This window comes from Microbacterium sp. NPDC091676 (assembly GCF_044756645.1).
GTDB classification, from domain to species: Bacteria; Actinomycetota; Actinomycetes; order Actinomycetales; family Microbacteriaceae; genus Microbacterium; species Microbacterium paraoxydans_D.
The window spans coordinates 1,261,927-1,288,188 of record NZ_JBIVTI010000001.1; the positions used below are offsets into that span (position 1 = coordinate 1,261,927).

22 protein-coding genes are annotated in these 26,262 nt (G+C 73.0%); 11 read left to right on the forward strand and 11 right to left on the reverse strand.

Annotated elements, in window-relative coordinates; translation table 11 throughout:
• From ACIQID_RS06260 to ACIQID_RS06270, 3 genes are read left to right on the forward strand one after another with little or no spacing between them, the layout of a single operon-like run.
• Complete coding sequence (locus ACIQID_RS06260) at window positions 1-1,644, forward strand: amidohydrolase (protein ID WP_400282979.1); 1,644 nt, start codon at window positions 1-3, stop codon at window positions 1,642-1,644.
• 25 nt (window positions 1,645-1,669) lie between these two features.
• Complete coding sequence (locus tag ACIQID_RS06265) at window positions 1,670-2,026, forward strand: YidH family protein (protein WP_062636014.1); 357 nt, start codon at window positions 1,670-1,672, stop codon at window positions 2,024-2,026.
• A gap of 13 nt (window positions 2,027-2,039) precedes the next feature.
• On the forward strand, window positions 2,040-2,426 hold the full coding sequence (locus ACIQID_RS06270) for a DUF202 domain-containing protein (RefSeq protein ID WP_400282983.1): 387 nt from the start codon (window positions 2,040-2,042) through the stop codon (window positions 2,424-2,426).
• A gap of 67 nt (window positions 2,427-2,493) precedes the next feature.
• Here the strand turns inward: ACIQID_RS06270 and ACIQID_RS06275 are convergent, their stop codons facing one another.
• The 4 genes from ACIQID_RS06275 to ACIQID_RS06290 all read right to left on the reverse strand — a co-directional run bounded on the left by ACIQID_RS06275 (window position 2,494) and on the right by ACIQID_RS06290 (window position 7,890).
• Window positions 2,494-3,984, reverse strand: coding sequence for a GMC family oxidoreductase (locus tag ACIQID_RS06275; protein WP_400282987.1), 1,491 nt, complete (start codon window positions 3,982-3,984; stop codon window positions 2,494-2,496).
• Window positions 3,985-3,986: 2 nt separating this feature from the next.
• Window positions 3,987-5,465 carry an aldehyde dehydrogenase family protein gene (locus ACIQID_RS06280; protein ID WP_400282992.1) on the reverse strand — a complete coding sequence of 493 codons (1,479 nt, stop codon included), beginning with the start codon at window positions 5,463-5,465 and terminating at the stop codon, window positions 3,987-3,989.
• Window positions 5,466-5,513: 48 nt separating this feature from the next.
• The gene (locus ACIQID_RS06285) at window positions 5,514-7,106 is read right to left on the reverse strand and encodes a DUF222 domain-containing protein (protein ID WP_400282995.1); all 1,593 of its coding nucleotides are present in this window, start codon (window positions 7,104-7,106) and stop codon (window positions 5,514-5,516) included.
• Window positions 7,107-7,452: 346 nt separating this feature from the next.
• Window positions 7,453-7,890, reverse strand: coding sequence for an Lrp/AsnC family transcriptional regulator (locus ACIQID_RS06290; RefSeq protein WP_400282998.1), 438 nt, complete (start codon window positions 7,888-7,890; stop codon window positions 7,453-7,455).
• 150 nt (window positions 7,891-8,040) lie between these two features.
• Here ACIQID_RS06290 and ACIQID_RS06295 point away from each other — a divergent pair, with 150 nt between their 5' ends.
• The 8 genes from ACIQID_RS06295 (at window position 8,041) to paaZ (ending at window position 18,075) form a co-directional block, all read left to right on the forward strand.
• Entirely contained in the window at window positions 8,041-9,153 is a 1,113-nt protein-coding gene (locus ACIQID_RS06295) for a thiamine pyrophosphate-dependent enzyme (RefSeq protein ID WP_400285686.1), read from the forward strand.
• Complete coding sequence (locus ACIQID_RS06300) at window positions 9,150-10,181, forward strand: transketolase C-terminal domain-containing protein (protein WP_312673384.1); 1,032 nt, start codon at window positions 9,150-9,152, stop codon at window positions 10,179-10,181. The genes ACIQID_RS06295 and ACIQID_RS06300 overlap by 4 nt, the downstream gene beginning before the upstream one ends.
• Window positions 10,178-11,596 carry a dihydrolipoamide acetyltransferase family protein gene (locus tag ACIQID_RS06305; RefSeq protein ID WP_400283002.1) on the forward strand — a complete coding sequence of 473 codons (1,419 nt, stop codon included), beginning with the start codon at window positions 10,178-10,180 and terminating at the stop codon, window positions 11,594-11,596. The genes ACIQID_RS06300 and ACIQID_RS06305 overlap by 4 nt, the downstream gene beginning before the upstream one ends.
• 135 nt (window positions 11,597-11,731) lie before the next feature.
• Window positions 11,732-13,051, forward strand: coding sequence for an MFS transporter (locus ACIQID_RS06310; RefSeq protein ID WP_105949417.1), 1,320 nt, complete (start codon window positions 11,732-11,734; stop codon window positions 13,049-13,051).
• A 119-nt stretch (window positions 13,052-13,170) separates the two neighbouring features.
• A complete protein-coding gene (locus tag ACIQID_RS06315; protein ID WP_400283006.1) occupies window positions 13,171-14,361 on the forward strand; it encodes a thiolase family protein in 1,191 nt (396 codons plus the stop codon).
• Window positions 14,358-15,104 (forward strand): enoyl-CoA hydratase/isomerase family protein, encoded by a 747-nt coding sequence (locus tag ACIQID_RS06320; RefSeq protein WP_400283009.1) that lies wholly within the window; start codon window positions 14,358-14,360, stop codon window positions 15,102-15,104. The genes ACIQID_RS06315 and ACIQID_RS06320 overlap by 4 nt, the downstream gene beginning before the upstream one ends.
• Entirely contained in the window at window positions 15,101-15,976 is an 876-nt protein-coding gene (locus ACIQID_RS06325; RefSeq protein ID WP_400283012.1) for a 3-hydroxyacyl-CoA dehydrogenase family protein, read from the forward strand. The genes ACIQID_RS06320 and ACIQID_RS06325 overlap by 4 nt, the downstream gene beginning before the upstream one ends.
• A 14-nt stretch (window positions 15,977-15,990) precedes the next feature.
• Complete coding sequence (gene paaZ / locus ACIQID_RS06330) at window positions 15,991-18,075, forward strand: phenylacetic acid degradation bifunctional protein PaaZ (protein ID WP_312673393.1); 2,085 nt, start codon at window positions 15,991-15,993, stop codon at window positions 18,073-18,075.
• 96 nt (window positions 18,076-18,171) lie between these two features.
• Here paaZ and ACIQID_RS06335 read toward each other — a convergent pair whose 3' ends face one another.
• The 7 genes from ACIQID_RS06335 to dhaK all read right to left on the reverse strand — a co-directional run bounded on the left by ACIQID_RS06335 (window position 18,172) and on the right by dhaK (window position 26,260).
• The gene (locus tag ACIQID_RS06335) at window positions 18,172-18,780 is read right to left on the reverse strand and encodes a TetR/AcrR family transcriptional regulator (protein ID WP_331202432.1); all 609 of its coding nucleotides are present in this window, start codon (window positions 18,778-18,780) and stop codon (window positions 18,172-18,174) included.
• 63 nt (window positions 18,781-18,843) lie between these two features.
• A complete protein-coding gene (gene paaK, locus ACIQID_RS06340) occupies window positions 18,844-20,160 on the reverse strand; it encodes a phenylacetate--CoA ligase PaaK (protein WP_400285689.1) in 1,317 nt (438 codons plus the stop codon).
• A gap of 33 nt (window positions 20,161-20,193) precedes the next feature.
• The gene (gene paaI, locus ACIQID_RS06345) at window positions 20,194-20,619 is read right to left on the reverse strand and encodes a hydroxyphenylacetyl-CoA thioesterase PaaI (RefSeq protein ID WP_071327400.1); all 426 of its coding nucleotides are present in this window, start codon (window positions 20,617-20,619) and stop codon (window positions 20,194-20,196) included.
• Window positions 20,620-20,723: 104 nt separating this feature from the next.
• Window positions 20,724-22,025 (reverse strand): hypothetical protein, encoded by a 1,302-nt coding sequence (locus ACIQID_RS06350; protein ID WP_400283017.1) that lies wholly within the window; start codon window positions 22,023-22,025, stop codon window positions 20,724-20,726.
• Window positions 22,026-22,083: 58 nt separating this feature from the next.
• Window positions 22,084-24,630, reverse strand: coding sequence for a phosphoenolpyruvate--protein phosphotransferase (gene ptsP, locus ACIQID_RS06355; protein ID WP_400283020.1), 2,547 nt, complete (start codon window positions 24,628-24,630; stop codon window positions 22,084-22,086).
• Window positions 24,627-25,268 (reverse strand): dihydroxyacetone kinase subunit DhaL, encoded by a 642-nt coding sequence (gene dhaL / locus ACIQID_RS06360; RefSeq protein WP_400283023.1) that lies wholly within the window; start codon window positions 25,266-25,268, stop codon window positions 24,627-24,629. Before dhaL ends, ptsP begins: the two co-directional genes overlap by 4 nt.
• Window positions 25,268-26,260: a dihydroxyacetone kinase subunit DhaK gene (gene dhaK / locus ACIQID_RS06365; protein WP_400283026.1), complete on the reverse strand. Its 993-nt coding sequence runs from the start codon at window positions 26,258-26,260 to the stop codon at window positions 25,268-25,270. The genes dhaL and dhaK overlap by 1 nt, the downstream gene beginning before the upstream one ends.
• Between the last annotated feature and the right edge of the window lie 2 nt (window positions 26,261-26,262).

Genomic DNA, 26,262 nt, shown 5'->3' on the forward strand with positions numbered 1-26,262 from the left:
ATGACCGACGTCGCCGACCTCCTCGTCACCGGCTCCGTGATCCGCACGTCCGACCGGGCTCGCCCGCGCGCCGAGGCCTTCGCCGTGCGCGACGGACGGATCCTCGCCGTCGGCGACCGCGCCGACGTGGAGGCGTTCCGGGGCCGCGGCACGCGGGTCGTCGAGGCCGGCGACGCGGCCGTCTATCCCGGGTTCGTGGACGTGCACAACCACCACGCACTCGCCGGACGGACCGAGCTCTTCGAACTGTCGCTGGCCCCTTCCCTCACGCTCGACGAGATCCTCGATCGGGTGCGGGAGAAGGCGCAGACCCTGCCCGAGGACGCCTGGATCGTCGGCGGCGCCGTGGCCACGACGCTGCTGCCGACCCTCGCGGACACCGCCACACGGCGCCGGCTGGACGAGGCGGCGGGTGGACGGCCCGTGGCGCTCATGGAGGACTCCCGCCACAACCGCTGGGCCAGCACCCGGGCCCTGGAGCTCGCCGGCATCACGGCGGCCAGCATCCCGACCTCCGGGGTGACGGTGCTCGACCCCGACGACGGCACCCCCACCGGCGTGCTCCTGGAAGCCGCGGGCATCCCGGTGCAGGAGGCGTACGACCGCAGCGGCGGACTCACCGCGGAGCAGCACGCCGCCGCGTCGCGCCGCGGCATCGAGCTGCTGAACTCTTTCGGGATCACGGCGTTCCAGGACGCGGGGGTCTCCGTCGACATCCTCGCCGCGCTCGCCGGGCTCGACCGCGCCGACGAGCTGCACGCCTGGGTGGTCTCCTCGCTCCTCATCAACGACGAGATCTTCGGGTTCGACCCCATCGGCGCGCCCCTGCTCGACCGGGGCGAGGAGTTCCGCACCCCGCACCATCGCCCGGACTTCGTGAAGATCTTCCTCGACGGCGTGCCGCCCGCCCGCACCGCCTCCTTCCTCGACCCGTATCCCGCGGATCCGGTGCACGGCGCGCACTTCCACGGCGAGACGACCATGACCCTCGACGAGCTCACCGACTGGCTGCGCGCCGTTGCGGCCCGCGGTCTCGGGGCCAAGGTGCACTGCACCGGCGACGGGTCGGCACGCCTCGTGCTCGATGCCGCCGAGCGCCTGCGCGGGGAGGGCTTCACGACGCCGGTGCAGATCGCGCACGGGCAGTTCCTCGCGGAGAGCGACATCCCCCGGCTTGCGGCGCTCGACGTCTCCGCCGACATCTCCCCGTTCATCTGGTACCCGGGCGTCATCCCCCAGGCGCTGGCGGATGTGCTGGGCGAGCGTGCCGAGCACTCGCAGCCCAACCGCGCACTCCTCGACGCCGGAGCCCTCGTGGCCGGCGGCTCGGACTGGCCGGTGAGCGAGTCGCCGAACACGCTCGAGGGCCTGCAGGGGCTCGTGACACGGGCCGATCCGCTCGGTCGGGCCGCGGGCACGCTGTGGCCGGAGCAGGCGATCTCGGCCGAGGAGGCGCTGGAGGTCTTCACGATCAACGCCGCGACGGCGATGGGGCTCGGCGCGGAGACTGGCTCACTGACCCCCGGCAAGTCCGCCGACTTCGTGATCCTGGAACGGGATGCGATCGGCGGACCGGCGGAGGAGATCGTGCACACCGAGGTCGTCTCGACGTGGTTCGCCGGGCGCACGGTGCACGAGCGCTGAGCGCGCCGCGCCGTACGATGGGCGCATGCGCCGCTTCCCCGCCTCCGTCTACCGGGTCGGGGACGAGCCCGATCCCCGGTTCTCCCTCGCCAACGAGCGCACGTTCCTGGCCTGGACCCGGACCGGCCTGGCGCTGATCGCGGGTGGCGTCGCGCTCGAGGTCCTGGGCCTCGACCTGCATCCCGGCTTCCGGCTGGCCGCCTCGCTGCTGCTGATGGTCGCCGGCACGGCCGTGGCCCCGCTCGCCTGGTTCGAGTGGATGCGGGCCGAACGCGCCCTGCGGCAGGGACGGCCGCTGCCCGGCGCACTGTCGGCGGTGGTGCTCGCCGTGGTCGTGGTGACGACGGGGCTGCTCGTCCTCGCCGGGGTGCTGTGGCGCTGAGCGAGGCCTGCCGATGACCGCCCCCGATACTCCGGTGCCCGACGCCCCGGCGCCCGATCTGTACGACCCCGGGCTGCAGCCGGAGCGCACGGAGCTGGCCTGGCGGCGCACGGCCCTCGCGATCGCGGTCGGCTCGCTGCTGTCGCTGCGGGTCTTCCCCCTCGTGCTGCCGAGCGGCGCCGAGGCGTGGGGCCTCGTGCCGGGCGTGCTGGGCGTCGGCACGGCGGCGCTGCTCTGGATCGCCGCGCGCCGTCGGCAGCGCCGGACGACCGCGGTGCTCACCGCCCGGGCGCGCGGACCGCTGCCGGGCGGCGGACTCCCGCTCGTGCTGACGGTGTTCGCGACCGGCTTCGGTCTCGTCGCCCTCGCGCTCGTGGCCGCGACGCTGCTCACCCGCTGACGGGACAGGAGCGCGGGGCGAACGCGACAGATGCCGTGATCGCCCCGCGTCCCCTCGCCGCCCTCCCTCAGTCCGCGAGGATGAATCGCGCGCCGCGTTCGCCGATCATGGCCGCGGGCGCGTTGGTGTTGCCGGTGGGCACGGTCGGCATGACCGAGGCGTCGATCACCCGGAGCCCCTCGATCCCGCGCACCCGGAGCTGCGGGTCGACCACGGACTCCGGGTCGCTGCCCATGCGGCAGGTGCCGACCTGGTGGTGATAGGTGATGGCCGTGCGCCGCACCCACTCCTCCACGTCGTCGTCCGCCACGTCCGGCCCGGGGTAGACCTCGACCGCTCCCCACTCCTCGGCGAGCGCGGGCTGCGTGCCGATACGGCGGCACTGGCGCACGGAGGCCGCGAGGGCGTCGGCGTCGCGCTGATCCTCCAGCGCCGCCAGGTCGATGTGCGGCAGGTCGTCGAGGCCGGGACCCGTGAGGCGCAGCTCGCCGCGGCTGTACGGCGTCACCAGGCCCGCCATGAGCGTGAACCCGTCGGTGCCCCGCGGCTCCAGGTCGCCCCACATGGGCACGGAGAAGTGGATGGGCTGCGTGTCCGGCTGCGCGAGGCCGTCGCGGCTTCGCCAGAACAGGTGACTCTGCGTGACGGACACTCCGGGCTGCGGCGGGCCGACGGGCTTCTTCTCGGTCGCGAAGACCACCGGGGAGAGGAGGTGGTCGTGCAGGTTCTTCCCCACCGCGGGGGCGTCGAGCACGACGGGGATGCCGAGCGCGCTCAGCTCGTCGGCGGGACCGATGCCCGAGCGCAGCAGGATGACAGGAGTGCCGAGTGCGCCCGCCGACAGGATGACCTCGTCCGCGAACACCTCCTCGGCGTCGTCGCCCTCCCCCAGCCGGATGCCGACCGCACGACCGTCGCGCACGATCACCGAGTGGACGGCGCGACCGGTGAGGATCGTCATCCGGTCGGCGACGGGCTGCGCGTAGGCGGTCCAGGTGTTGACGCGGCGGCCGTCCGTGATCGTGACCTGCTCCTGCGAGACCCCGTCGAGCGTGCCCCCGTTGTAGTTCGGGTTGCGCGGCAGCCCTTCCTCCACGGCGGCGTCGATGATCGAGGCCTGGATGGGCGCGAGCGCGTAGTCGTCGGTCACGGGCAGCAGGTCGTTCTCGATGGCGTCGTAGATGGGCTCGACCTCGTCCCAGCCCCATCCGGTCGCGCCTGCCGCCTCCCACGCGTCGTAGTCGGAGGCCGCGCCGCGCACCCAGATCATGGCGTTCAGCGCGTGCGACCCGCCGGTGACCTTGCCGCGAGGGAGATGCAGCCGACGACCGGCCGCGTGCGGCTGCGGCACGGTGAAGAAGTCCCAGTCCTCGGCGGAGTGCCACAGCTCGCCCGCCCGCGAGGGGTCGTGGATGGCCGGGTTCGTGTCGTAGCCGCCCGCCTCGACGAGCGTCACCGCGACGCCGGCGTCGGTGAGACGCCGCGCGACGATGGCGCCCGACGTACCGGCCCCGACGACGATCGCGGAGCGCACCGCGCCGCTGTTCGCCGCGCTCACGTTCACGCCTTCCGGCCGGGTCCGGAGACGACCTGGGTGACGGCGACGGACTTGAGCCCCTCGACGCCGAACTCCAGCCCGTAGCCCGAGCTCTTCACGCCGCCGAACGGCACCATGGGGTGCAGCCCGCCGTGCGAGTTGATCCACACCGTGCCGGACTGCATGCGCGCGGCGACAGCGCGGGCCTCCTCCGGGTCGCTCGCCCACACCGAGGCGCCGAGCCCGACGTCGAGGGCGTTCGCGAGCGCGAAGGCCTCGTCGACGTCGCTGTACCGGATAACGGGGAGCGCGGGACCGAACTGCTCCTCCTGCACGAGCGCTGCGTCGTTGTCGATGTCGGCGACGATGGTGGGCCGGTAGAACAGCTCGCCGAGCTCGGCGGCCGGCTCGCCACCGGTGACGATCCGGGCGCCGCGGCTCCGCGCATCGTCGACGAGGCGACTGACGATGTCGAACTGCGGCCGGTTCTGCAGCGGCCCGAGCACGTTGCCCTCGTCGAGCCCGTTGCCCATCGGCACCTGCGCGGCGATGGCGGCGAGCGCGTCCACGACCTCGTCGTACACGGAGTCGTGCACGTAGAGGCGCTTCATGGCGGCGCAGGTCTGTCCGGTGTTGATGAACGCACCCCAGAAGAGGTCTTCCGCGATGGCCGAGGGGTCCGTGCCGGGGAGCACGATGCCCGCGTCGTTGCCGCCCAGTTCGAGCGTGAGGCGGGCGAGGTTGCCCGCGGAGCTCTCGATGATGCGGCGCCCGGTCGCGGTGGAGCCGGTGAACATGATCTTGGCGATGTCGGGGTGCGAGGCGAGGCGCGCACCCACCTCACGGTCTCCGGAGACGCCGATGAGGAGGTCGGCGGGCAGCACGTCGTTCATCACGGCGAGCATCGCCAGGACGCTCAGCGGCGTGTACTCGCTGGGCTTCGCGACGACCGTGTTGCCCATGCGCAGCGACGGGCCGATCTGCCAGATCGTGATCATGAGAGGCCAGTTCCACGGCCCGATGGCACCGACCACGCCGGCCGCCTTGTAGACGAGCTCGGCGTGCAGCGTCTCGTCGTCGACGAGCACCTGCGGCTCCAGGACAATGGTGGCGTTGGTGCGCAGCCAGGCCGAGCAGGCGCCGAGCTCGAACCGCGCGTTGGGGCCGTTCAGCGGCTTGCCCTGCTCCCGCGACAAGAGGTAGGCGAGCCCTTCGGCGTTCGCGTCGATGGCGTCGGCCGCGGCCAGGAGGAGCGCGCTCCGCTTCTCGTGTCCGAGCGCTTCCCACGCGGGCTGCGCGGCCTTCGCACGGGCGATCGCGTCGTCGAGGTCGGCGACCGTGGCCACGGGCGCGCGTCCGATGACCTCCCGTGTCGCGGCATCGGGGATCTCGCGCCCCTCGCCCTGCGGGGGCTGGATGCGGTCGAGCAGCGCCGCAGCGGCGGACGCCGCGGAATCGGCGGATCCGGAGTCGACGGCTACGGGAACGGCGGAATCGGACATCGGTGTCTCTCCTTCGAGCGGGTCACGGCGCGGACGCCGGTCTTCTTCTCATTCTCGGTCGACCCTTGCCGCCGCACTTGTCGCGGAGCGCGCCGGAGATGTCCCCGCGCGAAGGATGCGCTCCCGAGCCGGTCCCGCGTGAGCGAATCGGGCCCCCGTCCGGTGCGGGGAGCCGGGAAGCGCCGGGCGCGGCGTGCGCCATCGTCGCCTCGGATCCCACCACGCCGGCCCTCGCACCTGCGGCACTCCCGCGCGCATGCGGATCTGCCACCCCGAGGTGTCCAGGGTGCGGTGATGGTGCCAGCACAGCGCAACCCCGTTGTCGGTGTGCGTCGGACCCCCGTGCGCGTGCTCCGTGACGTGGTGGATCTCGCACCAGGCGGCGGGGACATGACACCCGGGGATCAGGCACTCGCCGTCCCGTACGCCGATCGCGCGACGCTGCGCGGGGGTGAAGATCCGGTCGCTCGACCCGAGCCCGACGATCCTTCCTCCGGCGCCGAGCACGACGCGCTGGACCGTCCCTCCGCACGCCGTGTGTGCGGCCACCCGCGTCGACACCGGCGTCTCGACGCCCTCGACCCGCGCCCAGCCGCGCCCCGTGGCATAGTCCTCGGCGCCGACCGTGACCACGAGTGTCGGGGCCCCACCGCCCAGCCGTGGCATGTCGTCGTGCCGGGCCGCGATCCCCAGGGCCGCCGCGAGCGCGTCGTGCTGCTTCTGTGCCCGCGTGCGCCCGTCGACCATCCCGCCGGGGTCGCCGGCCGGGAGCACATCGTCGTCCGGGGACACCGCGGTGTCCCGCCGCTCGGTATCCGCGAGTTCCGCGGACGGCACGAAGTGCACACCGGGAAGCGGCGGACCATCGACCTTCGGGTTCAGGTACGCGTCCCAGATGCGCTGCAGCTGCCCCGCGACCTCGGGCAGCAGTGCGCCCCGGACCGGGATCACGCCGTCCTTGGCGCGGCCCAGTACCACGCCCCGAGCCCGCAGCGTGATGTCTTCCGCGGGCTCCGCGCCGTCGGGGTCGAGGTACTGCACGATCAGCTGCGCCTGCACCCGCAGATCCTCGGGCGTCGGCGCCGGCCCGGTCTCGTTCTGGGCGTCATCACTGTTCTCGTCGTCGCTCTCCTCGCCGCGAGCGACCTCCGCGAGATACGCATCGGCCTCCCAGCGATCGGCGAGGCGCACGCGCGGGCCGGCCTGCTCGATCGGCCCGGTCGCGGCCAACAGCCCGGTCACGCCGATCGCCCCGTCGAGGAGAGCCTCGCGCAGCGCCGGCCACCGCGCCGGAAGCCACTCCCCGGAAGAGAGATCGACCTCGCGCCGCACCAGCCGCGCGCCCTTCACGAGGCGCGCGGCGGACGCGCCGTCGGTGCGGAGGACACGCTGCAGCAGCTCGTTCATCGAGCGGCAGCCGAACCGCCCGCAGAACGCCGGCTCTCCCGACCCTGCCGGACGGGGATCGACGCTCGCCACCGCCTCCACGATCACGGCCTCCACGCGCCGCTGGATCTCGCCCGCGGCCCGCAGAAGGTCCATGATCTCCCGCACGTCGAGGGCGCCCACCGTGCCGGATCGCAGCACGGCGTCGAGAGCGACGACCGTGTCGTCGAGAACCGCTGCCGGGGTGCTTTCCATACGACGATTCAACAGAGGGCCACCGACATTGGGAGACCCGATTACCCCTGTTCAGAGCGATATTCCAGTACGCGCGAAGGACTCCTCCTGCACACGAACAGACCCGTGATCAACCCTCCACATCACAACAACATCCGCACAGCATGCCGCCGCCGAAAATCGCCGCTTCCCGGCAAGACCCCCGCACCCCCGACAGCACCTACGCCCCGCCTACGCCCCGGCACTGACCTACACCCCGGCATCCACCGAGACCCCCGTACCGCCGGCAAGACCCCCGCACCCCACCCACGACCCGCAGCACCGACGCCCGGTCGCACCCCGACGCCCCTGCCGCAGGAGAGAACCGTCACGCCCGGTCGAAATCCTCGAAGATCAGAATCGTCCGCGTCGAGCGGATCGACGGGATCGCCTGGATGTCCTCCAGCACGATGCGGCGCAGGTCGCGGGCGTCGTTGGCGCGCACGAGCAGCAGCACGTCGAAGTCGCCGCCGACGAGCGCCATGTGCTCGATCTCCGGGATCGCCCGGAGCCGCGCGCTCACCTCCTGCCACGTGGCCTGTTCGATCGCGAGGGTCACGTACGCGCTCGCGTGATGCCCCAGCAGCACGGGGTCGGTGCGCACGGTGTACCCGGTGATCACCCCGGCGTCGGTGAGGCGCTTGATGCGGGCATGCGCCCCCGCGCGGGAGATGTGCACCACCTCGGCGATCGCGGTCATGGACGCCCGCGCATCCCGCCGCAGCTCCGCGAGGATCGCGCGATCCGTCTCGTCCAGCGCCGCCATGGCACCCCTCTCGCGTCCAGGAAATCCTGACATTTCGGAAGCCATTGTGGCACGTCGCGAGCAATCGTCCACGATCCTGCGACGGATCTTGGATGAGTGTCGCACGCGCGGCATGATGTCCTCATCGAGTTCGGCAAGGAAGGCGGACGGATGCACCCCCACGACATGCTCCCGCGGGACACCGCGGTACGACTGATCGCCGAGGACGGGACCACCCTCCCCGACGAGACCTACGCGCTCCCCGCCGCCGACGTCCTGCTGGCGGCCTACCGCGGCCTCGTCGAAGGCCGTCGCATCAACGATCAGGCCGGCGCGCTCGTGCGCCAGGGCCGCCTCGCGGTCTACCCCTCGTCGCACGGCCAGGAGGCGTGCCAGGTGGCCGCGGCGATGGTGCTCGGCGACACCGACTGGCTCTTCCCCACCTACCGCGACTCGGTCGCCGTGATCGCCCGCGGCGTCGCGCCTGCGGAGGCGATGGTGCTCCTCAAGGGCGACTGGCACTCCGGCTACGACGTGCGCGCGCACCGCGTCGCCCCGCAGGCCACCCCGCTCGCGACCCAGCTGCTGCACGCGGTCGGCTTCGCGCAGGCGGCGAAGCACCGCGGCGAGGACACCGTGGTGCTCGCGCTCTGCGGCGACGGCGCGACGAGCGAGGGCGACTTCCACGAGGCGATGAACTTCGCCGCCGTCTTCCACGTCCCGGTCGTGTTCTTCGTGCAGAACAACGAGTTCGCGATCTCGGTCCCCCTCTCCCGGCAGACGGCCGCACCCTCCCTGGCCCACAAGGCGGTCGGCTACGGCATGCCGGGGCAGCGCGTCGACGGCAACGACGTCGCCGCGGTCCTCGCGGTGCTCACGGAGGCCGTCGACCGCGCCCGCGCCGGTGGCGGCCCCTCCCTCGTCGAGGCCCACACCTACCGCATGCAGGCGCACACCAACGCCGACGACGACACCCGCTACCGCGAGCGCGACGAGGTGCAGGCCTGGCTCGCCCGCGATCCGCTGCTCCGCCTGCGCGCGCACCTCACTGCGACCGGCGCTCTGGACGACGAGACCGAGTCGCGCTTCGCCGCAGGCGCGGAGGAGATCGCCGCCGCCATGCGCACCGCCCTGAACACCGATGCGGAGCTCGACCCGGAAGACCTCTTCCGCTTCGTGACCGCGACCCGCTCGCCGCAGCGTGAGGAGCAGTGGCAGCTCCTCCGGGACGAGATCGCCCGCTCCCTCCCCGCCGAGACGATGACGACCGGAGGCCCCCGATGACCATCGCCGAGCACGAGACGTCCGTCGCCCCGACGGACGCCGGCACCACCACGACCATGACCATGGCCGCCGCCCTCAACCGCGCCCTCGCCGACGCCCTCGCCGCCGACCCCGACGTGGTCGTCTTCGGCGAAGACGTGGGAGCCCTCGGCGGCGTGTTCCGCATCACCGACGGGCTCACCGCCCGCTTCGGCGAGGACCGCTGCTTCGACACCCCGCTCGCGGAGTCCGGCATCATCGGCACCGCCGTCGGCATGGCGATGAACGGGATGCGCCCCGTGGTCGAGATGCAGTTCGACGCCTTCGCCCTGCCCGCGTTCGAGCAGATCGTCAGCCACGTCGCGAAGCTCGGCAACCGCACCCGCGGCGGGATGCGCATGCCGCTCGTGATCCGCATCCCGTTCGGCGGCGGCATCGGGGGCGTCGAGCACCACTGCGACTCGTCCGAGGCGTACTACGCGCACACGCCCGGCCTCACCGTCGTGAGCCCGTCCACCCCGCAGGACGCCTACTCGCTGCTCCGGGCGGCCATCGCCTCGCCGGACCCGGTGGTCTTCCTCGAGCCCAAGAAGCTCTACTGGTCGAAGGGCGAGGTCGACACCGCGGTGACGGCGGAGATCGGCTCGGCGCGCATCGCCAGGGACGGCACCGATGTGACCCTCCTCGCGTACGGGGCCTCCGTGCCGCTCGCGCTGGAGGCGGCGGAGGTCGCCGCGGGCGAAGGGCGCAGCGTGCAGGTGGTCGACGTGCGCTCCCTCTCCCCCTTCGACGACGAGACGGTCGCCGCGGCGGTGCGGTCCACGGGACGCGCGGTCGTGATCGCCGAGGCCCCGGGATTCGTCAGCGTGGCCTCCGAGATCCAGGCCCGGGTGTTCGAGCGTTGCTTCGAGTACCTGGAGGCCCCCGTGCGCCGGGTGACCGGGTTCGACACCCCGTACGCACCGCCGAAGTTCGAGCACTGGTACCTGCCGGACGTCGATCGGGTGCTCGACGCGATCGACACGCTGCACTGGGAGGACGACGCATGAGCACGCCTGTGAAGACCGCGACCCGCGTGTTCCGCCTCCCCGACCTCGGCGAAGGACTCACCGAGGCCGGCCTCGTGCAGTGGCTGGTGTCCGTCGGCGACACGATCGCGACCGATCAGGCCATCGCCGAGGTCGAGACCGCGAAGAGCGTCGTCGAACTGCCCTCGCCGTTCGCGGGTGTCGTGACGGCGCTGCACGGCACGCCCGGCGACACCATCGACGTCGGCGCCCCGGTGCTGGAGGTCGCCGACCCCGGCAGCGAGGAGACCGCGTCCGCGCCGCCGGCCCCCGCCACGCAGCCCGAGCACGAGGCGTACCGGCAGGAGGAGCGGGCGGGGTCGGGCAACGTCCTCATCGGGTACGGCACCTCCGCGTCCGCCTCGACGGGTCGGCGACGGCGCCCCGCGGTGTCACGCCCCGCACCGGCACCCGCCTCGACAGCGCCCGCACCGGCAGCCCCCGCCGCGACCGCTCCGGAGCCGCCCGCACCGGCCTCCCGCGCGCCCGCGCGACCCGCGCCGGTCGCCGTGCGGTCGCCGCTCGTGCGGCGCCTCGCCCGCGACCTGGGCCTCGACGTGCACGCGATCACCGCCACCGGAGCGGACGGGGCGATCACCCGCGCCGACGTGCTGCGCGCCGCCGTGGACCACGCCGTGGACGGCGTCCCCGCGGCCCCGACGCCGACCCGCGCTCCCGCTCCCGCCGGCGAGATCGACGGCCTCCCGGTCCGCAGCCGCGAGCGCCTGTCCCCGCTGCGCCGTACGGTGAGCGCCCGGCTCGCCCGCAGCCGCTCGGAGATCCCCGAGGCCACCGTGTGGGTCGACGTCGACGCCACCGAGCTCTGGGGCCTCCGCGGACAGATGGCTCCCGAAGGCGCGAAGGCGCCGTCGATCACGGCGCTGCTCGCGCGCTTCGTGCTGCTGGCACTGGAGGACTACCCGGTGCTCGCCTCCCGGCTCAGCGACGACGGCTCCGAGCTGATCTCGTTCGACGGCGTGAACCTCGGCGTCGCGGCCGACACCGAACGCGGTCTCCTCGTCCCGGTCGTCCCGCACGCGCACCGGCTCACGGTCACCGACCTCGACGTCGCCCTGCGCGAGCTCGCGGCCACCGCGCGCGCCGGCACGCTGCCGCCCGAGCGCCTCCGCGGATCGACCTTCACCCTCAACAACTACGGCGGGCTCGGCGTCGACGGCTCCGCGGCGATCATCAACCACCCCGACGTCGCGATCCTCGGCATCGGCCGGATCATCGAGCGCCCGTGGGTCGTGGACGGGGCGATCGTGCCCCGTCGCATCGTCCAGCTCTCGCTCGTGTTCGACCACCGGGTCTGCGACGGCGGGTATGCGGCCGGATTCCTCCGCCGCGTGGTGGAGCTCATCGAGCATCCGCTCCGCGCCTTCGGGCGGGTCTGAGGTCGACCCGGCCGGCGAACCCTCGTGGGCGGAGCGCCGATACGCTACGCTCGGCGATTACTGACCGATCATTCGGTAAGTCATCGCCGACGTACCCGCGTCGGCGCTCCCCCCTCGCAGAACAACGGAGTTCGCATGACCTCAGCCACCGCAGCCGCCTCGTCGACCGGAAGGATGCCCGCCGAGGAACGGCGCGTCCTCGCCGGCACCCTCGTGGGGACGTCGATCGAATGGTACGACTTCTTCATCTACGCCCAGGCGGCGGGCCTCGTGCTCGCCCCGCTCTTCCTCGCTCCCATCGCGGAGTCGAGCCCCGGGCTCGCCCAGGTGCTCTCGTTCGCGACCATCGGCATCTCGTTCCTGTTCCGCCCGCTCGGCGCGATCGTCGCCGGACACCTCGGCGACAAGCTCGGCCGGAAGAAGATGCTCGTCTTCACCCTCGTGATGATGGGACTGTCCACGTCCCTCATCGGCCTGCTGCCGACGTACGCCGCCATCGGCGTCGCCGCCCCGATCCTCCTGATCCTCCTGCGCATCCTGCAGGGCTTCTCGGCCGGCGGCGAATGGGGCGGCGCGGCGCTCATGGCCGTCGAGCACGCCCCGACGGCGCGACGCGGCCTCTTCGGCGCGTTCCCGCAGATCGGCGTGCCGGTCGGCATGATCCTCGCCACCTTCACGCTCTGGGCACTCACGAGCTCGATGTCCCCCGAGGCCTTCCTCGAGTGGGGCTGGCGCATCCCGTTCCTGCTCTCGATCGTGCTCATCGCGGTCGGCTACGTGATCCGTCGCGCGGTCGACGAGAGCCCCGTGTTCGAAGACCTCCGTCGCCGCCGCAAGGAGGCCTCGGCGCCGCTCGGGCAGCTCTTCCGGGCACACACGAAGCAGGTCGTGCTCACAGCCGTCATCTTCATCGCCAACAACGCCGCGGGCTACCTGCTGATCGCCTTCTTCGCGACGTACGCGGTGACGGGTCTCGGCATGGAGCGCCCGCCGGTGCTGCTGGCGACCACGCTCGCCTCGTTCGGCTGGCTGATCTTCACGCTGTGGGGCGGCGCGCTGTCCGACCGCCTCGGCCGCATCCGCACGTTCCAGATCGGGTACGTCGCCCTCGCGGTGTGGGCCATCCCGATGTGGTTCCTCATCGACACCGCGAACATCGTCTGGTACTTCGTGGCCCTGTTCGTCATGACGTTCGCGCTCGGACTCTCGTACGGCCCGCAGGCGGCGCTGTACGCCGAGATGTTCCCCGCGAACGTGCGCTACTCGGGCGTCTCGATCGGCTACGCCCTCGGGGCCATCCTCGGCGGCGCGTTCGCACCGATGATCGCGGAGGCGCTGCTGAACCAGTTCCACGCCGCGTGGACGATCGGCGTGTACATCGCCGTCGCGTCGATCATCTCGCTCATCGGCGTCTCGCTGGTGAAGGAGACGAAGGGCGTGGATCTCAGCGTCTGACTCCTGGTCCGGGATCGCGGCCGGCCGTATGCCTGTGCCATAATTACCTTACGATCGGTCAGTAATTCACGACCGGCCGCTCCCGGACCACACCAGGACGACGAAGTCAGGAGATCCGCATGCCAGAGGCCTACCTCGTCGGAGGGGTCCGCACCCCGGTCGGCCGCTACGGCGGCGCCCTCTCCGCCGTCCGTCCCGACGACCTCGCGGCGCTCGTCGTCGGCGAGGCCGTGCGCCGCGCCGGGCTCGACCCGGCGCGTACGGAGCTGGACGAGGTCATCCTCGGCGCCGCCAACCAGGCCGGAGAGGACAACCGGAACGTCGCCCGGATGGCGGTGCTCCTCGCCGGCCTCCCCGACACCGTGCCGGGCATCACGGTCAACCGCCTGTGCGCCTCCGGGATGTCCGCCGTCACCATGGCCGCGCAGGCGATCCGCGCGGGCGACGCCGATCTCCTCGTCGCCGGCGGCGTCGAGTCCATGACCCGCGCCCCCTGGGTGCAGGCCAAGCCGGAGAAGGCGTGGGCGAAGCCCGGAGCCGCCTTCGACACCTCGATCGGCTGGCGCTTCCCGAACCCGCACCTCGCCGCGCGCGACAAGGCCACCTTCACGATGCCGGAGACGGCGGAGGAGGTCGCCCGCGTCGACGGCATCACGCGCGCCGAGGCCGACGCCTTCGCCGTCCGCTCGCAGCAGCGCGCCGCCGCCGCGATCGCCGCCGGCCGCTTCCGCCCGGAGATCGTCGGCGTCCCCGTCCGCGACGGCGAGGTGCTCGTCGACGAGGGCCCGCGCCCCGAGACCACCCTCGAGGTGCTCGCGCGCCTCCGCCCCGTCGTGGCCGGCGGAGAGGTCGTCACGGCCGGCAACTCCAGCGCCCTCAACGACGGCGCCTCGGCCGTGCTCGTGGCGAGCGCCGAAGCCGTCGAGCGCCACGGGCTGACGCCCCGCGCGCGGATCGTCGTCGGCACCTCCGCCGCCCTGGCTCCGGAGATCATGGGACTCGGACCGGTCCCCGCGACGGAGAAGGCGCTGCGCCGTTCGGGGCTCTCCCTCGACGACATCGGCGCCGTGGAGCTCAACGAGGCGTTCGCCTCGCAGTCGCTCGCCTGCATCCGGCGGCTCGGCCTCGACGAGGACCGCGTGAACGCCGACGGCGGCGCCATCGCTCTCGGCCACCCGCTCGGCTCGTCCGGCTCGCGCCTGCTCGTGACGCTGATGGGACGCATGGAGCGCGAGGATTCCCGCTACGGCCTCGCCACGATGTGCGTCGGCGTCGGCCAGGGCGCGGCCGTGATCCTGGAGAAGGTGTGAGGGGCGCGGACGAGCCGCTGCTCGTCACCCGCACCGCGGACCGCGTCGTCGCGACCCTGAACCGTCCGCACAAGCGCAACGCGATCGACCAGGCCACGATCGACGCCCTGCACGCGCTGTGCGCCGAGCTGGAGGAGACGCCGCGCACGCTCATCCTCACCGGTGCCGACGGGGTGTTCGCGGCGGGCGCCGACATCGCCGAGCTCCGGGACCGTCGTGCCGGCGACGCCCGCCGCGGCATCAACGCCCACGCGTTCGTCCGCGTCGCGGAGCTGCCGATGCCCGTGATCGCCGCGATCGACAGCTACGCGCTCGGCGGTGGCGCGGAACTCGCGTATGCCGCCGACATCCGCCTCGCGACGCCGACCCTGAAGATCGGCAACCCGGAGACCGGCCTGGGCATCCTCGCCGCCGCCGGAGCGAGCTGGCGCCTCAAGGAGATCGTGGGCGACGCCCGCGCCATCGAGCTGCTGCTGACCGGTCGCACGGTGCACGCCGAGGAGGCCCTCCGCATCGGTCTCGTCTCCTCGCTGCACGAACCCGCGGACCTCCTCGCCGCCGCCCACGCGGTCGCCGACCGCATCGCCCGCAACGACCCCGCGGCGACCATCGCGACCAAGCGGGTGTTCCGGGCGCCGCGCCACCAGCACCCCGCGGTCGACCTCGAGGAGCAGGCCACGCTGTTCGAGAGCCCGGAGAAGCACCGCCGCATGACCGCCTTCCTGGAACGGAGAGACCGATGAGCACGCCCTCCTCCCCCGAAGCCGCAGCCCCGGCCCGTGTCGGCGTGCTCGGCGGCGGACGCATGGGCGCCGGCATCGCCCACGCCTTCCTCCTCGCCGGAGCCCCCGTGACCGTGGTGGAGCGGGACGATGACGCCGCCGCGGCCGCCGCCGCCCGCGTGCACGGGTCGATCGACGCCTCGCTCTCCCGCGGCACGGCGATCGAGACGGCCGAGGCTTACCGGTCCCGGTTCGCGACCGGGACCGACGCCGCCCTGTTCGCGGACTGCACCCTCGTCATCGAGGCCGTCCCGGAGGAGCTGTCGCTGAAGATCGACGCCCTCACCCGCGTCGAGCGCCACCTCGCCGACGATGCGGCCCTGGCGTCCAACACGTCGTCCATCTCGATCGACGAGCTCGCGGCGGTGCTCGACCGCCCCGAGCGCTTCCTCGGGATGCACTTCTTCAACCCGGTGCCCGCCTCGACCCTCGTGGAGGTGGTCCGTGGCGGCGCGACCGCGGAGACTCTCGTCGCGGACGCGGCCTCCTGGGTCCGCGCGCTGGGCAAGACACCCATCGTCGTCGCCGACGCCCCGGGATTCGCGTCCTCTCGCCTCGGCGTCGCCCTCGGCCTCGAGGCGATCCGGATGCTCGAGGACGGCGTCGCCTCGGCCGCCGACATCGACGCCGCCATGACCCTCGGCTACAAGCATCCGGTGGGACCGCTCCGGCTCACGGACATCGTCGGCCTGGACGTCCGGCTCGGCATCGCCGACTATCTCGCGGCGCAGCTCGGCCCGCGCTTCGAACCCCCGGCCCTGCTGCGCCACCTCGTCGCCGAGGGACACCTCGGCCGCAAGAGCGGACGCGGCTTCTACGAATGGGACGACTGATGAAGGGAACCCCGATGACCGAGATCCTCCCCAGCTACGTGCAGGGCTCCTGGTGGACGCCCGCCTCCGACGCGGACGCCACCGCGGTGCGCGACGCCTCGACCGGAGAGACGGTCGCCCGCGTCTCCACCACCGGTCTCGACCTCGGTGCGGCGCTCGACTTCGCCCGCACCACCGGTCAGGCCACGCTCGGCGCGCTCACGTTCCACCAGCGCGCCGTCCTGCTCAAGCAGCTCGCGCTCGCGCTGACCGCCCGCAAGGAGGAGCTGTACGCGCTCTCCAGCCGCACCGGCGCCACCGCGCAGGACTCCTGGGTCGACATCGACGGCGGCATCGGCGTTCTCTTCGCGTACTCCAGCAAGGGCCGCCGCGAGCTGCCGAATGCGAAGGTCTACGTCGACGGCGCCGTGGAGAACCTGTCTAGGGACGGCTCCTTCCTCGGCCGGCACATCTACACCCGGCTGCCCGGGGTGGCGGTGCAGATCAACGCCTTCAACTTCCCCGTGTGGGGCTCGCTGGAGAAATTCGCGCCGGCCTTCCTCGCCGGTGTCCCCACGGTCGTGAAGCCCGCCACCCCCACCGGCTACCTCACTGAGGCCATGGTGCGGGTGATGGTCGAGTCCGGACTGCTGCCCGAGGGGTCGCTGCAGCTCGTCTCCGGCAGCGTCCCCGACCTCTTCGCGCACCTCCGCCTCGGCGACCTCGTCGCGTTCACCGGTTCCGCGTCGACGGCGGAGCGGCTCCGGGCGCACGACGCGGTGCAGACCGGCGGGGTCCGCTTCACCAGCGAGACCGACTCGATCAACGCCTCGGTGCTCGGCACGGATGCGACCTCCGGCACGCCGGAGTTCGACGCCTACGTGAAGCAGCTCGTCGCGGAGATGACGTCGAAGGCCGGGCAGAAGTGCACCGCGATCCGGCGGGCGATCGTGCCCGAGGACGCGGTGGATGACGTGATCGCCGCGGTGCGCGACCGGCTCGACGCGCGGATCGTCGTGGGCGACCCGCGCGCGGAGGGCGTGACGATGGGACCGCTCGCCTCGACGGCCCAGCGCGACGAGGTGCTCCGGCAGGTGGCGCGACTCCGCGAGGGCGGCGGCGAGCTCGTGATCGGCTCCGTCGAGACGCCGACGGTCCGCCGTGCGGACGGCAGCGAGGGCCCGGCGGAGGACGGCGCGTTCGTGGCGCCGATGCTCCTGCGCTTCACCGATGCGACGAGCCCCGCCGTGAACGAGATCGAGGCGTTCGGCCCCGTCTCCAGCATCCTCGGCTACCGCACGCTGGACGAGGCGGCGGCGCTCGTGGCCCGGGGCGGCGGCTCGCTCGTGACGAGCGTCGCGACGCACGACCCGGAGGTCGCGACGACGCTGGCCGCGGGCATCGCGGCGTACAACGGTCGCGTGCTCTTCCTCGACCGCGACGACGCTCGCAGCTCGACCGGCCACGGCTCCCCGCTCCCGAACCTCGTGCACGGCGGCCCCGGTCGCGCCGGCGGCGGAGAGGAGCTCGGCGGCATCCGGGCGGTGCTGCACCACATGCAGCGCACCGCGGTGCAGGGCTCCCCGGAGATGATGACCGCGCTCACCGGGGTGTGGCACCAGGGGGCCTCGGCCCGTCCGTTCGACACCGGCGACGGCGTTCACCCCTTCCGCAAGTCGCTGGCGGAGCTGCGCATCGGGGACCAGGTCGTCAGTCCCTCGCGCACCGTCACCCTCGACGACATCGAGACGTTCGCGGCGTTCACGGGCGACACGTTCTATGCGCACATGGACGAGGCGTCGGCGGCGGCGAACCCGTTCTTCCCCGGACGCGTGGCCCACGGCTACCTGCTGGTGTCGTGGGCGGCCGGACTCTTCGTCGATCCGGCTCCCGGTCCCGTGCTCGCGAACTCCGGGCTGGAGAACCTGCGCTTCGTGACCCCGGTGTCCCCCGGCGACGAGATCCGCGTCGAGCTCACCGCCAAGCAGATCACGCCGCGGGAGACCGACGAGTACGGCGAGGTGCGCTGGGACGCGGTGCTGAAGAACCAGGACGACGAGCTCGTCGCGACCTATGACGTCCTCACTCTCGTCGCGAAGGAGCTCACCCCCGCCGCGTAGCTCCCGCCCGACCCCGAGACCCCGGGTTCTCGTCGAGGCCCCGCCCTTCCCACGCGGATACGGCGGGGCCTCGGCGCGAAGACGGGGTCTCGCGAGTCAGGGGTGGCGGAGGCCGTCGAGGGCGATCGCGACGACGTCGTCGGCGAGGCGGTCGGCGCCCTCGCGACCACCGGGGCGGTACCACTCGACGATCGAGTTGATCATGCCGAACGTCAGGCGGGCGACGACGGACGCGTCGATGTCGGAGCGCAGGGCGCCCTCGGCCTGCGCCTCCGCGACGAGGGCCGTGATGCGACGGTCGAACGCCCGCCGCCGGGTGAGGGCGCGCCGCTCGACGTCGGTGTTCCCGCGCACGCGCAGCAGCAGCGTCACGGCGGGGAGCTGGTCCACGAGCACATGGACGGCCCCGCGGAGCACGTGCTCCAGCCGGGCGACGGCGTCGGTCGCTCCCGCGTCGACCGGGAGCGGCGCGTCGACCACCGCTTCGAGCCCGCCGAGAGCGCTGTCGAGGGCACGGTCGAGCATCTCGTCCTTCGACCCGAAGTGATGGTAGATCGCCGACTTCGACAGCCCGAGGCGCTCGGCGAGCATCCCGATCGAGGTCGCGTCGTAGCCGTGCTCGTTGAAGGCGGCCACCGCGACGGCGAGGATCCCCTGCTGGTCGTACCCGGGGCGGCCGCGCCGCGTGGTCTGCATCTCGGACATCCCCCTCAGTCTCGCACCGCCCGCCGCGCGCATCGCGGAGGTCGACGCCGAGACCCCCGCGTGTCAGCGCAGGTCGTAGACGCGCTTGTACTTGCCCTCGCTGCGCGGCAGCGTCCCGGGCTCCTCCAGCCGCACGGCGACCGACGAGCCGATGAACACCTTGATGCGCTGCACGAGCACCTGCGCCGCCGCCTCGCACGTCTCCACGGACAGGTCGGGGTGACGCTCGATGCGCACGGTGAGGGCGTCCATCCGGCCCTCCTTCGTCAGCTCCAGGATGAAGTGCGGCGTGAGCTGCTCGATCCCGAGCACCAGCTCCTCGATCTGCGTCGGGAAGAGGTTGACGCCGCGCAGGATGATCATGTCGTCGTTGCGCCCGGTGACCTTCTCCATCCGCCGCATACCCGGACGTGCCGTGCCGGGGAGCAGGCGGGTGATGTCGCGCGTGCGGTACCGGATGACGGGGAACGCCTCCTTGGTGAGCGAGGTGAAGACGAGCTCGCCCCGTTCGCCGTCCGGCAGGGCCTGCAGGGTGTCGCCGTCGATCACCTCCGGCAGGAAGTGGTCCTCCCACAGGTGCGGGCCGTCCTTGGTCTCCAGGCACTCGTTGCCGACGCCCGGCCCCATGACCTCGCTGAGTCCGAAGATGTCGAGGGCGTCGATGCCGAGCCGCTGCTCCAGCTCGCGCCGCATCTCGTTGGTCCAGGGCTCCGCTCCGAGCACCGCGACCCGGAGCGAGGTGGACCGCGGGTCGATGCCCTGCGCGGCCATCGCGTCGGCGATCGTGAGGAGGTAGCTCGGGGTGCACAGGATCGCGTCCGGCTCGAAGTCGCGGATGAGCTGCACCTGTCGGGCGGTCTGTCCGCCCGACATCGGGATCACCGTGGCGCCCAGGGCCTCGATGCCGGCATGCGCCCCGAGCCCGCCCGTGAACAGGCCGTACCCGTAGGCGTTGTGCACCTTCATGCCGCGCCGGATGCCGCTGGCGCGGAGCGACCGGGCCACCAGCGTCCCCCAGCGGTCGAGGTCGCCGCGCGTGTAGCCGACGACGGTCGGGCGGCCCGTGGTGCCGCTGGACGCGTGGATGCGGGCGACGTCGGCCATCGGCACCGCGAACATCCCGAACGGGTACGTCTCGCGCAGGTCGTCCTTGGTGGTGAAGGGCAGCCGGTGCACGTCGTCGAGGCTGCGGATGTCGTCGGGATGCACGCCCGCCTCGTCGAACTTCCGCGTGTAGAGCGGGACGTTGCGGTAGGCGTGCTGCACGGTCCACCGGAGGCGCTCGAGCTGCAGGCGCTCGATCTCGGCGCGGCTCATCCGCTCCTCGGGGTCGAGCTCGTCGGTCGTCGGCGGGCGGAGGGCGGAGGCGGGGGCGGTCATCGTCGACACGGGGACTCCTCGGAACGGATGGGGTCAGAAGGTGCGGGAGGTGGTGCGGGAGCGGCCGCGGAACTCGGCGACCGCGTCGCCCTGCTCGTCCACGACCGTCACGTCGTAGAGGCCGGAGCGACCGCTGCGGGTGCGGCGGACGGCCGTCGCGGTGAGCGTCTGCCCCGCGACGGTGGGCTTGAGGAACGAGATGTCGGCGCCGGCGGCGACGGTCACCCGGTCGTCCTCGTTGCAGGCGATCGCGAAGGCGGTGTCGGCGAGCGCGAACACGAGGCCGCCGTGGGTGATCTGGAAGCCGTTGGTCATGTCGTCACGGACGCGCATGGACACGACCGCGTGCCCCGGGTCGTCGCGCTCGACCACGAGCCCGAGCATCGCCGAGGCCCGGTCGCGTTCCATCATGGCCCGGTTCGGCCGCACGGCCTCCGCCGTATCCGTCGCCTCCGTCATCGCCGACCTCCTCGTCGCGCTGGGACGGGACGACCGCGTCCCGTCCGCCCATACTAACTGAACGATCGGTCAGTAACGCAAGGGCCTCGGGGACGCGGGTGGGGTCACTCGATCCGGAACGGCGTCCGCAGCGTCGCATCCTCCACGGTGATGCCCGTGATCACCGCCGCCGGGTCGGAGAAGTCGCGATCCGCGCGGAAGCGGATCGTCCCGCCCTCCCGGGTGGACCACTCGTAGAAGTATTCGCCGGACGACACGACGCGGAGGAACGTGCCCTCCGGGAAGGCCGCGACCGCCTCCGTCAGCGGAGCGCCGATCCGGACTCCCCCGGCGGCGGGAAGGGCGGCACCGTCCGGGTCGACGTCGCCCTGCATGTTCGCGATACCGGCGGTGACCGCCGCCAGCGCATCCCCCTGCTCGGCGAAGTGCAGCACGAGGCGGGACGTCCCGTCGGCGCTCACGACGCGCACCTGCCGATCGGACCAGTCGAACTCCTCCACGGTGGCCCCGGGGATCGCCGCCACCGCCTCCTCGCGCGAGGCACCCAGCACGAGCGGGCCCACACCCGCCGTCGTCATCTCCCACGCGCTCCACGGAGCGGCGGGGTCGACGGGCACCGGGGTCTCGGCGACCGGCGGGTCGTCCGTGAGCTCCTCGACGAGAGCGGCTTCCGCCTCGACCGCCCGATCCCGCAGGAGCAGAGCCGCGCGCTCGGCGTCGAACGCGGAGCCGTCGAGCGCCGGCTGCCACAGGTGCACGACGACGTTGCCGACGGCGGCGAAGGCGTGGTGCACGCGCCAGGGGTTTCCGCCCGCGTTCATGGTCATCGTGCCGGCGAAAGCCCGCACGCCCTCCTCATCGGGAACGGCGACCGCGTCGAAGGCGCCTTCACCCCGAGCGTCGAACTGCGCGCAGCGGTCGACGGTCGAGGCGAGCAGGTCCATGCGCTCGGCCGCCACGTCCTCCGACGCGAACTGGAGGATCTCCTGCTTGCCGCTGCTCTGCGTGTCCTCGGCGTCCGCCCAGGACACCGTGCGCGCCCCGATGCTGAACATCGAGGTCTCCATGATCAGCATCCCGCACACGGACGGGGTGAAGTCCGGGCCGCCCCCGTCCGCGTACTGCAGCAGAGTGTCGTCGACCTCACCCGCCGGCGGCGCAGACGGAAGCAGATCGGCGACCTCGGCCGGCGTGAGCGCGAAGGCGTCGAGGTCGTCCCCCACGAACAGGAGCGGGCCGTCATACGGCTCCGGCGTCGGCGTCTCCGTCACCGGCGAGGCGGTCGCCGTGGGCGTCGCCTCCGGGGTCGCCGCGCATCCGGGCACGGCGATCAGCACCGCTGCCGTCGCCGCCGCGAGGAGCGCCGCGCCGCGCCTCTTCCGCCTACCGGGCACCGCAGCCGTCATGAACCCCTCCGAGTGGTCTCGTGCGCACCGATGCGCGCCCCTGAGGGAAGGATAGCGGTCAGGATCCGGGACTCAGGATGCCGGCGGCCGCCCGCCGCGCGTCCGCCGCGGTCCTCGCGCCGCTCGCGCCCTCGGCCGCCCGCCGGCAGGCATCGGCGTCCACGGCGTCGAGCGCGGCCGCCACCCTGCCGAGGGCGCGAGGCGTCATCGACAGCGAGGTCGCTCCGAGCCCGACGAGCACGGGGGCGAGTGCCGGGTCACCGGCCGCCTCCCCGCAGATGCCGACGGCCTTGCCCGCCGCACGTCCCGCCGCCCCGACCGTCCCGATGAGCCGCAGGACCGCCGGCTGCCAGGGATCGTTGAGATCGGCGAGCGCACTGGACAGTCGGTCCGCTGCCAGGGTGTACTGCGCGAGATCGTTGGTCCCGAGACTCACGAAGTCCACGACCTCGAACAGCTCGGCGGCCAGCAGCGCCGCCGCCGGGGTCTCGATCATGATCCCCGCTCTGTCCAGCCCCGCGGCACGGCACCGCGCCGCGAAGTCCGCGGCCTCGTCGACCGTGGCGACCATCGGGGCCATGACCTCCACCTCGGCGGATTCCGCATCGGCGGCCCTGGCCAGCGCGCGGAGCTGGTCGTCGAGGAGCGCGGGCCGGCGACGGGAGAGGCGCAGGCCCCGCACGCCGAGCGCGGGGTTCTCCTCGTCGTCGTCGTTCGCGAACGGCAACGGCTTGTCGCTCCCCGCATCCAGGGTGCGCACGACGACCTTCCGCCCGGGGAATGCGCGCAGCACCCCGCGGTACGCCTCGACCTGCTCCTCGATGCTCGGCGCCGCTGTCCGGTCGAGGAAGCAGAACTCGGTGCGGAAGAGCCCGACCCCCTCGGCGTGCGCCGCGGCCGCGCTCCCGGCATCCGACGCTCCTCCGACGTTGGCCAGGAGAGGCACGCGGGTCCCGTCCGCGAGACGGCCCCGCCCGTCGAAGGTCACCACGACCGCCGCGGCCCGCGCCTCGGCGATCTCCGCCTCGTCCGGGTCGACGTGGATCGTGCCGCGATCCCCGTCGACGAGGAGCATGGCGCCCTCGGGGATCCCGGTCGCCCCTGGCACCCCGACCACGGCAGGCAGTCCCAGCGCCCGCGCGATGATCGCCGTGTGCGACGTGGGCCCGCCGTCCGCGGTCACGAGGGCGACGCAGTTCCCGCCGTCCAGCGCAGCCGTGTCGGCGGGGGCCAGGTCGGTCGCGACGAGCACGAAGGGCTCATCGCGCTCGGGGACTCCCGGCATATCCACCCGGAGGATCTCGGCGATCATGCGGTCGCGGACGTCACGGATGTCGGCAGCTCGTTCCGCCATCCTCCCGCCGAGAGCCGTGAGCGCCGCCTCGTGCGCCGCAGACGTCTCCCAGACCGCCCGCGCCGCCGTCCGTCCCTGTGCGCGCACGAGGGCGGTGGCTTCGGCGACGAGCTCCGGGTCCGAGGCGAGGAGCCGGGACGCGTCCAGGATCGCCCGCGCCTCCCCGCGGGCCCGTTCGGCGCGCGAACGCAGCTGATCGGCGACGGCCACCGCGGCCCACTCGATCGTGGAGACCTCGGCATCCCGGCCCTCCGGAGGGACGACGGCCTCGGCATCCGGTTCCGGGAGTGCCGGTGCGAGGGACACCGCCCTCGCGGCCACACGTCCCGGGCTGACGCCGCGGCCCTGCAGCACGGATCCGGAGACGATCTCCGGCGTCGGCGCCGACTCGTGGTCGGCCCGGGCTCCTGCCTCGTCGTCGCCGGCGGTGGCGCGCACGGGCGCGGGCGCGGCTCCGGGGCTTCCGGCGGCGCCCTCGTCCGACTCGACGCCCTCGCCGAATCCTTCCTGGAAGAGCGAGACCAGGCGGTCGATCGCCGCCTCAGCATCCGCTCCTCGACCGGTGAGCTCGATCTCGGTCCCCTGCCGCGCGCCGAGTGCCAGCAACCGGGTCAGGCTCCCGGCCGCGGCTTCCGGGCCGTCCGGCAGTCGCCGCAGACGGACGTCCGCGCCCGCCGCCGATTCCGCGATCAGCGCGGCGGGCCGGGCATGGATGCCGAGAGGATTGCGTACCCGCACACGACGGGACACCGTGTCTCCGGCCTCCTCGGGCGGCGGGGAGGAACCGTCGTCCTCCGACACCGACGAGGAATCGGCGGTCGTCGACGCGTCCGGCGCGACGAGCTGACCGGTCTTCGCGGCGAGGGCCGACGCGGCTTCGCCGGCGACCGCATCGAGGTCGGCCCCGGCCGCCGCGGCCACGACCGCGGCGAGAAGCCCCTCGACGAACGGGGCCGGGGCGAGCCGCACCGGCACGTCGCTGCTGCGCAGCTCCAACGCGAGCTCGGCGCTCAGCACGGCCGACCCGAGGTCCATCAGCACGAGCACGCCGTCGACCTCGGCGGCGAGCTCGTCGATCGCCGCGGACACCGCGACGGCGTCCGTCCCGAGGATGGGCGCGCCGTCGGCGTCCACGCCCGCCCCGGCCGCCACGCGCACCGGCACGCCGCCGCCCGGCACCATCTGCAGGGCGAGTTCGAGCGCCGCCTCCCCGAGCCGGGCGCTGTGGGAGACGGCGACGATCCCGATCATCCGGCGTCCGCGAGGGCCGCCGCGAGCGCCTCGAACAGGAGCGCGGTCGAGGCGGCACCGGGGTCGAGGTGGCCGGCGCTGCGTTCACCGAGGTAGCTCGCCCTGCCCTTCCGGGCGACGAGCGGCACCGTGGCGTCGCGGCCGGCGGCCGCGGCATCCGCCGCCGCCCTGGCGGCGGCCGCGGTATCGGCTCCTCCGGCGAGGGCAGCGTCGAAGGCGTCCACCGCGGGAGCCATGGCGTCGAACATGGTCTTGTCGCCCGCCTCGGGCTTGCCCCGCGCGACGATGCCCTCCAGCCCCGCCCGGAGCGCGGCGGCGAGCGCCGGTCCGTCGAGCGACGTCACCGCACCGGCGGACATCCCCATGCGCAGGAAGAACGTGCCATAGAGGGGGCCGCTCGCGCCGCCCACCGAGCTCACCAGGGTCATGCCGACGGACTTGAGCAGCTCGTCGATCGTCGCGGGCGTCGTCGCCGCGAGCTTCTCTCCGACCGCCGTGAAGCCGCGCGCCATGTTCGCGCCGTGATCGGCGTCCCCGATCGCGGAGTCCAGTTCCGTGAGCCAGTCCCGCTGCGCGGTGACGGCTTCCCGGTAGCGGGAGATCCAGTCGACGAGGACGTCGGTGTCGACGGCCGCCATCACGCGCCCCACCGCAGGCCGGGGGTGTTCACCGGTGCGTCCCACAGGCGGAGCAGCTCGTCATCGGCCTTCAGCACCGTGACGGAGCACCCGGCCATGTCGAGGGAGGTGATGTAGTTGCCGACCAGGTTGCGCGCGATCTGCACGCCGGACTTCTCCAGGATCGACGCGACCTCGCCGTACATGAGGTAGAGCTCGATCAGGGGCGTGGCTCCCATGCCGTTGAGCATCACGATCGCGGGCCCGCTGGCGTCGAGGTCGCCCAGGATCGGCTCGACGAGTTGCCGCGCGATCTCCGACGCGGGGGCGAGCGGCTCACGGTGGCGTCCCGGCTCGCCGTGGATGCCGATGCCGATCTCCATCTGATCGTCGGGGAGGTCGAAGGTGGGCTTGCCCGCCGCGGGGACCGTGCAGCTGGTGAGGGCCATGCCCATGGAGCGCCCCTGACCGTTGATGCGCTTCGCGAGGTCGACCACGGCCGCGAGGTCGCGGCCCTCCTCCGCCGCCGCCCCCACGAGCTTCTCCAGCAGGACGGTGAGGCCGACGCCGCGCCGCCCCGCGGTGTAGAGCGAGTCCTGCACGGCCACGTCGTCGTCCACGACGACCGTACCGACCTCGATCCCCTCCATGGCGGCGAGCTCGGCGGCCATCTCGAAGTTCAGCACATCGCCGGTGTAGTTCTTGACGATGTGCAGCACACCGGCCCCGCGGTCGACCGCCTGGGTGGCGACCTGCACGCGGTCGGGGGTGGGCGAGGTGAAGACCTCGCCGGCGACGGCCGCGTCGAGCATGCCGGTGCCGACGTAGCCGCCGTGCAGCGGCTCGTGGCCCGATCCCCCTCCGGAGACGACGGCCACCTTGCCCTGTTCCTTCGGTGTCGCCCGGGTGATGACGTGGTTCTCCAGGTCGACGGAGAGTTCGGGGTGCGCGGCGGCGACGCCCTTCAGGGACTCGACGAGGACGTCCTCCGGGGCGTTGATGAGCTTCTTCATCC